Below are 5,712 nucleotides of genomic sequence, written 5' to 3'. Positions count from 1 at the left end.
TTTTCCACCGGCCTGCATTGCCCGGAAAGCGATGCGCATTACACCGACCCCATCGCCTCGGCGTTTTCCTTCAATTCGGCCGTCGGGGCGTGCGAGACTTGTCGCGGCTTTGGCCGGGTCATTGGGGTGGACTACGGACTGGTGATTCCCAACGATAAACTGACGCTGCGCGCCGGCGCCATCAAGCCGATGCAGACCCCGGCCTGGCAAGAAGCCCAGGACGACTTGATGCGCCATGCCGAAGCGGCCGGCATCCCGCGCGACACGCCCTGGTACAAGTTGACCCCCGAGCAGCAGTACTGGGTGATCAACGGCTCGCCGAATTGGAACGGCAAATGGAACCAACACTGGTTCGGCATCAAGCGTTTCTTTGCCTACCTGGAGACCAAGGCCTACAAAATGCACATTCGGGTGCTGCTGTCCAAGTACCGCAGCTACACGCCGTGCGGTGTGTGCGGTGGCGCCCGGCTGAAGACCGAGAGCCTGTTGTGGCGTATTGGCGGCAAGGCCGATGCCGATTTGGTGCTTGATCCTGCCAAGCGCTTTATGCCGGTGGGTGTGAAGTGGTCGCGTGCGCAGCTTGAGGCATTGCCGGGGCTGTGTCTGCACGATTTGATGTTGCTGCCACTGGACCGCCTGCGACGTTTCTTCGACAGCATTTCTGTTCGGGCTGAACCTGTTGAAGGGCAGATAGCGAATTGGGGGTCAGATCCCAATTCAGGACACGCTATTTCCGGCACGAGTTCGGCCAGTACGAAATTGGGCTCTGACCCCCAATTTGCGGTTCCCAACAAAGGCGAAAAACAAGCCCTCAAGCTGCTGTTCGAAGAAATCACCACCCGCCTCAAATACCTGTGCGATGTCGGCATCGGCTACCTGACGCTGGACCGGCAAAGTCGCACTCTTTCCGGTGGCGAAGTGCAGCGTATCAACCTCACCACGGCCTTGGGCACCTCGCTGGTGAACACCTTGTTTGTGCTGGACGAACCCAGCATTGGCCTGCACCCGCGCGACATGCACCGCATCATCCTCGCCATGCAGCGCCTGCGCGACGCCGGCAATACCCTGGTGGTGGTGGAGCACGACCCGGCCGTGATGCTGGCCGCCGACCGCATGATCGACATGGGGCCCGGCCCCGGCGAGCGCGGCGGGCAGATCGTGTTTGATGGCAGCACCGCCGACTTGCGGCACGCCGACACCCTCACCGGCGCCTACCTCGGCGGGCGCAAGCAGGTCGGCATGGGCTTCCAGCGGCTGGTTGAGCAAAACACGCCGCGCCTCATTCTGGAAGGTGCCCGTGACCACAATCTGAAGAACGTCAGCGTCGAATTTCCCCTGCAGCGCCTGGTCTGCGTGACCGGCGTCAGCGGCTCCGGAAAATCGACTCTGATTCAGGACATCCTGGCGCCGGCCCTGATGCGCCACTTTGGCAAAGCCACCGAAGCGGCTGGGGCACATGAACGCCTGCTGGGCGCCGAGCAGCTCAGCGATGTGGTGTTCGTGGACCAGTCCCCGATTGGCAAAACAGCGCGTTCCAACCCGGCCAGCTATGTGGGGGCCTGGGACACGATCCGCGAGATCTTTGCCAACGCGCCGCTGTCGCGCCAGCGCAGCTATACCGCTTCCAAATTCAGCTTCAACAACGGCGACGGCCGCTGTGCCACCTGCGGTGGCTCGGGCTTTGAGCATGTGGAAATGCAGTTCTTGAGTGACGTGTATCTGCGCTGCCCGGATTGCGACGGCAAGCGCTACCGCCCGGAAATTCTCGAAGTCACCATCGAACGAAAGATGGGCTCTGACCCCGTTGGTCGCGTCCTCAACGTGGCCGACGTCTTGAACCTGACCGTCAGCGAGGCCAGCGTCCTGTTCGCGGCCGACCGCGACGTCATTCGTGCCCTGCAGCCGATCGTGGATGTCGGGCTGGAATACGTCAAACTCGGTCAGCCGGTTCCCACGCTCTCGGGCGGCGAGGCGCAGCGCCTCAAGCTCGCGGGTTTCCTGGCGGATGCCGCCAAGAGTGCGAGCGCCAGCCGCCAGGCGACGGCCAAACGCGGCTCGCTCTTCATGTTTGACGAGCCCACCACCGGCCTGCATTTCGACGACATTGCCAAGCTGATGCGCGCCATGCGCAAGCTGCTTGACGCCGGTCATTCGCTGATCGTGATTGAGCACAACCTCGACGTCATCCGCGCCAGCGACTGGCTGATCGACCTGGGCCCCGAAGGCGGCGACGCCGGCGGCGAAGTGGTGGCTTACGGCACCCCGGACGACGTGCGCCAGCACCCGACGTCTCACACCGGCAAAGCCCTGCGCGACTATGACAGCGCGCTGGGCATCGGTGTTCCGTCGGTGCAAGAGTCAAGGAATTGGGGTCAGATCCCAATTCAGGACAAAGATGGTTCCGGCGAAAAAAAGCAAAAAACGAAATTGGGCTCTGACCCCAAATCCGGTGCAGCCGGAGACAACTGTATCCAGATCATCAACGCCCGCGAACACAACCTCAAAAGCTTGAGCGTCAACATCCCGCGCGGCAAGTTCAGCGTCATCACCGGCGTCTCCGGCTCCGGCAAATCAACACTGGCCTTCGACATCCTGTTCAACGAAGGCCAGCGCCGCTATCTGGAGTCGCTCAACGCCTACGCCCGCTCCATCGTGCAGCCCGCAGGCCGGCCCGAAGTGGACGCGGTCTACGGCATTCCGCCGACGGTGGCGATCGAACAGCGACTGTCCCGCGGCGGCCGCAAATCCACCGTCGGCACCACCACCGAGGTCTGGCATTTTCTACGCCTGCTGTACGTCAAGCTGGGCACCCAGCACTGCATCCATGACGGCGCCGCGGTGGCCCCGCAAACGCCGGACAGCATTAGCGCGCAACTGCTCAAAAACTTTCGGGGCCAGCACATCGGCTTGCTCGCTCCTTTGGTGATGAACCGCAAAGGCGTTTACACCGAACTGGCGGACTGGGCGCGGCCGCGCGGCTTCACGCACCTGCGGGTCGACGGCAACTTTTTGCCCACCACCGGTTTCCCGCGCATTGACCGCTTCAAGGAACACACGATCGAGCTGCCGGTGGCCAGTCTGGATGTGCTGCCGGAGCAAGAAGCCGCCTTGCGCGAGGCCCTGGCAACCGCGCTGGTGCATGGCAAGGGCGTGGTCCATGTGCTGAGCCACCTGACCGGTTTGCGTGCCGCCATGCTGGCCGGCACGCCGACCGCCGCCATCGGTACGCTGCATGCGTTCTCCACCAAGCGCGCCTGCCCGCTGTGCAGCACCAGTTATGCCGAGCTGGACCCGCGCCTGTTTTCCTACAACAGCAAGCACGGCTGGTGCCCGGACTGCGTCGGTACCGGTGTGCGTTTGACCAAAGAGCAGCGCAAGGTGTTTGATGATTCCGTGCGCGACGATGACAACAAAGGCCGCGAGCAGACCTTTGCCGAGCCCGAGGTGGAGGATCTGGTGGATGCCGCCTGCCCGAGCTGCGCCGGGACGCGTCTGAATGCGACCGCCCGCGCCGTGAAGTTCGACGACGTGGGCATCACCGCCATCGCCCGCTTGAGCGTGACCGACATCCGCCTGTGGGTGCAGTCGCTGCAGGACAGCCATCGCCTGAGTGCGCGGGAAGCCGGCATTTCCCGTGACCTGATTCCGGAAATCAAAAGCCGTCTGGAGTTTCTGGAGCAAGTGGGCCTGGGCTACCTCACGCTGGACCGTGGCGCACCGACGCTGAGCGGTGGCGAGGCCCAGCGCATCCGGCTGGCGGCGCAACTCGGCAGCAACCTGCAAGGCGTGTGCTATGTGCTGGACGAGCCCACCATCGGCCTGCACGCGCGCGACAACCAGATCCTGCTGAGCGCGCTGAAAAGCCTGAGCGACAAAGGCAACACGCTGGTGGTGGTGGAACACGACGAAGACACCATCCGCCGCGCCGACCACATCATCGACATCGGCCCCAGCGCCGGCAAGCGCGGCGGGCGCCTGGTGGCCGAAGGCGCGGTGAGCGATATCGTGAAAACGAGCGATTCCCAAACTGGCCGCTACCTGCTGCACGCCATGAAGCACCCGCTGCAGGCAAGGCGGGTGGTGCCAGCGCAGCAATGGCTGACCGTGAACCACGCCACGCTGCACAACCTGCAGAACGTCACAGCCAAAGTTCCCTTGAGCCGCCTCGTCGCCGTCACTGGTGTCTCCGGCTCCGGCAAATCCACGCTCGCGCGCGATGTGCTGTTGAGCAACGTGCAAACCGCCGTCCAGAAACGCAGCACCAAAGCCGGCCGTGATGCGCTGGCCGCCGGCGAAGCAATCGCCTGGGTCGGCTGCGAGTCGGTCACCGGTTACGAGACCGTCGACCGCGTGCTGGAAGTCGACCAGACACCCATTGGCAAAACCCCGCGCAGCTGCCCCGCTACCTACATTGGTTTCTGGGACATCATCCGCAAACTGTTTGCCGATACGCTGGAGGCCAAGGCGCGCGGCTACGCCGCCAACCGTTTCAGTTTCAACACGGGAGAGGGCCGCTGTGCCGGCTGCGAAGGGCAGGGCATCCGCACCATCGCCATGAGCTTCCTGCCCGACGTGAAAGTGCTGTGCGAAACCTGCAAGGGCGCGCGTTTCAACCCCGAGACGCTGGCCGTCACCTGGCGCGGTAAAAACATTGGCGACGTGCTGCAGATGGAAGTGGACGAAGCGGTGGAATTCTTCGCAGCCATGCCCAATATCAGCCACCCGCTGCAGCTGATGAAAGATGTGGGGCTCGGCTACCTGACGCTGGGGCAACCTTCGCCCACGCTCAGCGGCGGCGAGGCGCAGCGTCTCAAGCTGGTGACGGAACTCAGCAAGGTGCGCGACGACATCACCCGGCGCGGCCAGAAGGCCCCGCACACCCTGTATGTGCTGGACGAACCGACGGTCGGCCTGCACATGGCCGATGTGGAAAAACTCATCAAAGTGCTGCACCGTTTGGTCAATGGCGGGCACAGCGTGGTGGTGATCGAGCACGACCTGGATGTGATTGCCGAAGCCGACTGGGTGATCGACCTCGGACCGGATGGCGGCAACGCCGGTGGGCGTGTCGTGGCGGCGGCGACGCCGGAAGGCGTGGTGACGCTGGGCAGCCACACCGGCGTGGCATTGGCGGCGGTGCTGGCGCGCTAGGCGGTGGTCGTTGGTTTCACGGTTGCTATAAAAACAGTAGCATCATGCGCAATAGATACGAGGGCTAGGCGCGCGCCTCTTCAAACTTTTTTGGGCTTGCCGAACTTGAGCATGCGGGTGGCCAGCAGTGTCTCGGTCAAAAAGCATAAGAGTGCCAGCAAGAAGCAGCTCACCCCGGACAGAAAAGAGATCGTCGCGATGCGAAGAATCTGTATTTGGGTGGTTTCGCCGAGAAAGAGCGCCATGATGGTCAGTCCGATCAAAATGGCGCAGAAGGTGAGCAGTGCGATGCAGGCGTTGACCAGCCGACCGCGCGCTCGCAAGGTCTTGAGCTCGTCGTAGGCGGGGGCCATGGCGTCGCTGGCCGGGGCGGCTTCAATCCGGTCTTCGAGCAGCCGGGCGCGGTCAATGATGCGTGCCAGCCGACCGGCCACGGTGCCGATCATGCCCGAGACGGCCGTCAACAAAAACACGGGGGCCACGGCGAGCTGAATGCCATGGGTGACGGTATCGAGATCAACGGCAAAGAACATGAAGGCTAGTTGGTTGGAGACAGGGCTT

Annotated in this window: 2 protein-coding genes; one reads left to right on the top strand and one right to left on the bottom strand. The window is 63.2% G+C overall.

Features of this window, described 5'->3' with window-relative positions; genetic code table 11:
• A partial coding sequence (locus B3V69_RS01555) for an excinuclease ABC subunit UvrA (RefSeq protein WP_296443161.1) occupies positions 1-5,151 on the top strand: 5,151 nt, incomplete at its 5' end.
• Positions 5,152-5,231: 80 nt separating this feature from the next.
• Here B3V69_RS01555 and B3V69_RS01550 read toward each other — a convergent pair.
• Complete coding sequence (locus B3V69_RS01550; RefSeq protein WP_296443173.1) at positions 5,232-5,684, bottom strand: DUF2721 domain-containing protein; 453 nt, start codon at positions 5,682-5,684, stop codon at positions 5,232-5,234.
• Positions 5,685-5,712: the final 28 nt, after the last annotated feature.

Source organism: Rhodoferax sp. UBA5149 (assembly GCF_002413825.1).
Lineage (GTDB): Bacteria > Pseudomonadota > Gammaproteobacteria > Burkholderiales > Burkholderiaceae_C > Rhodoferax.
The sequence above is the reverse complement of the archived record's forward strand: the minus strand, read 5'-3'. Positions and strand labels throughout refer to the sequence as shown.

Bases quoted from the DNA above. Each gene is read 5' to 3' on its own strand.
- B3V69_RS01550 (WP_296443173.1), bottom strand. From the start codon at position 5,684: ATGTTCTTTGCCGTTGATCTCGATACCGTCACCCATGGCATTCAGCTC.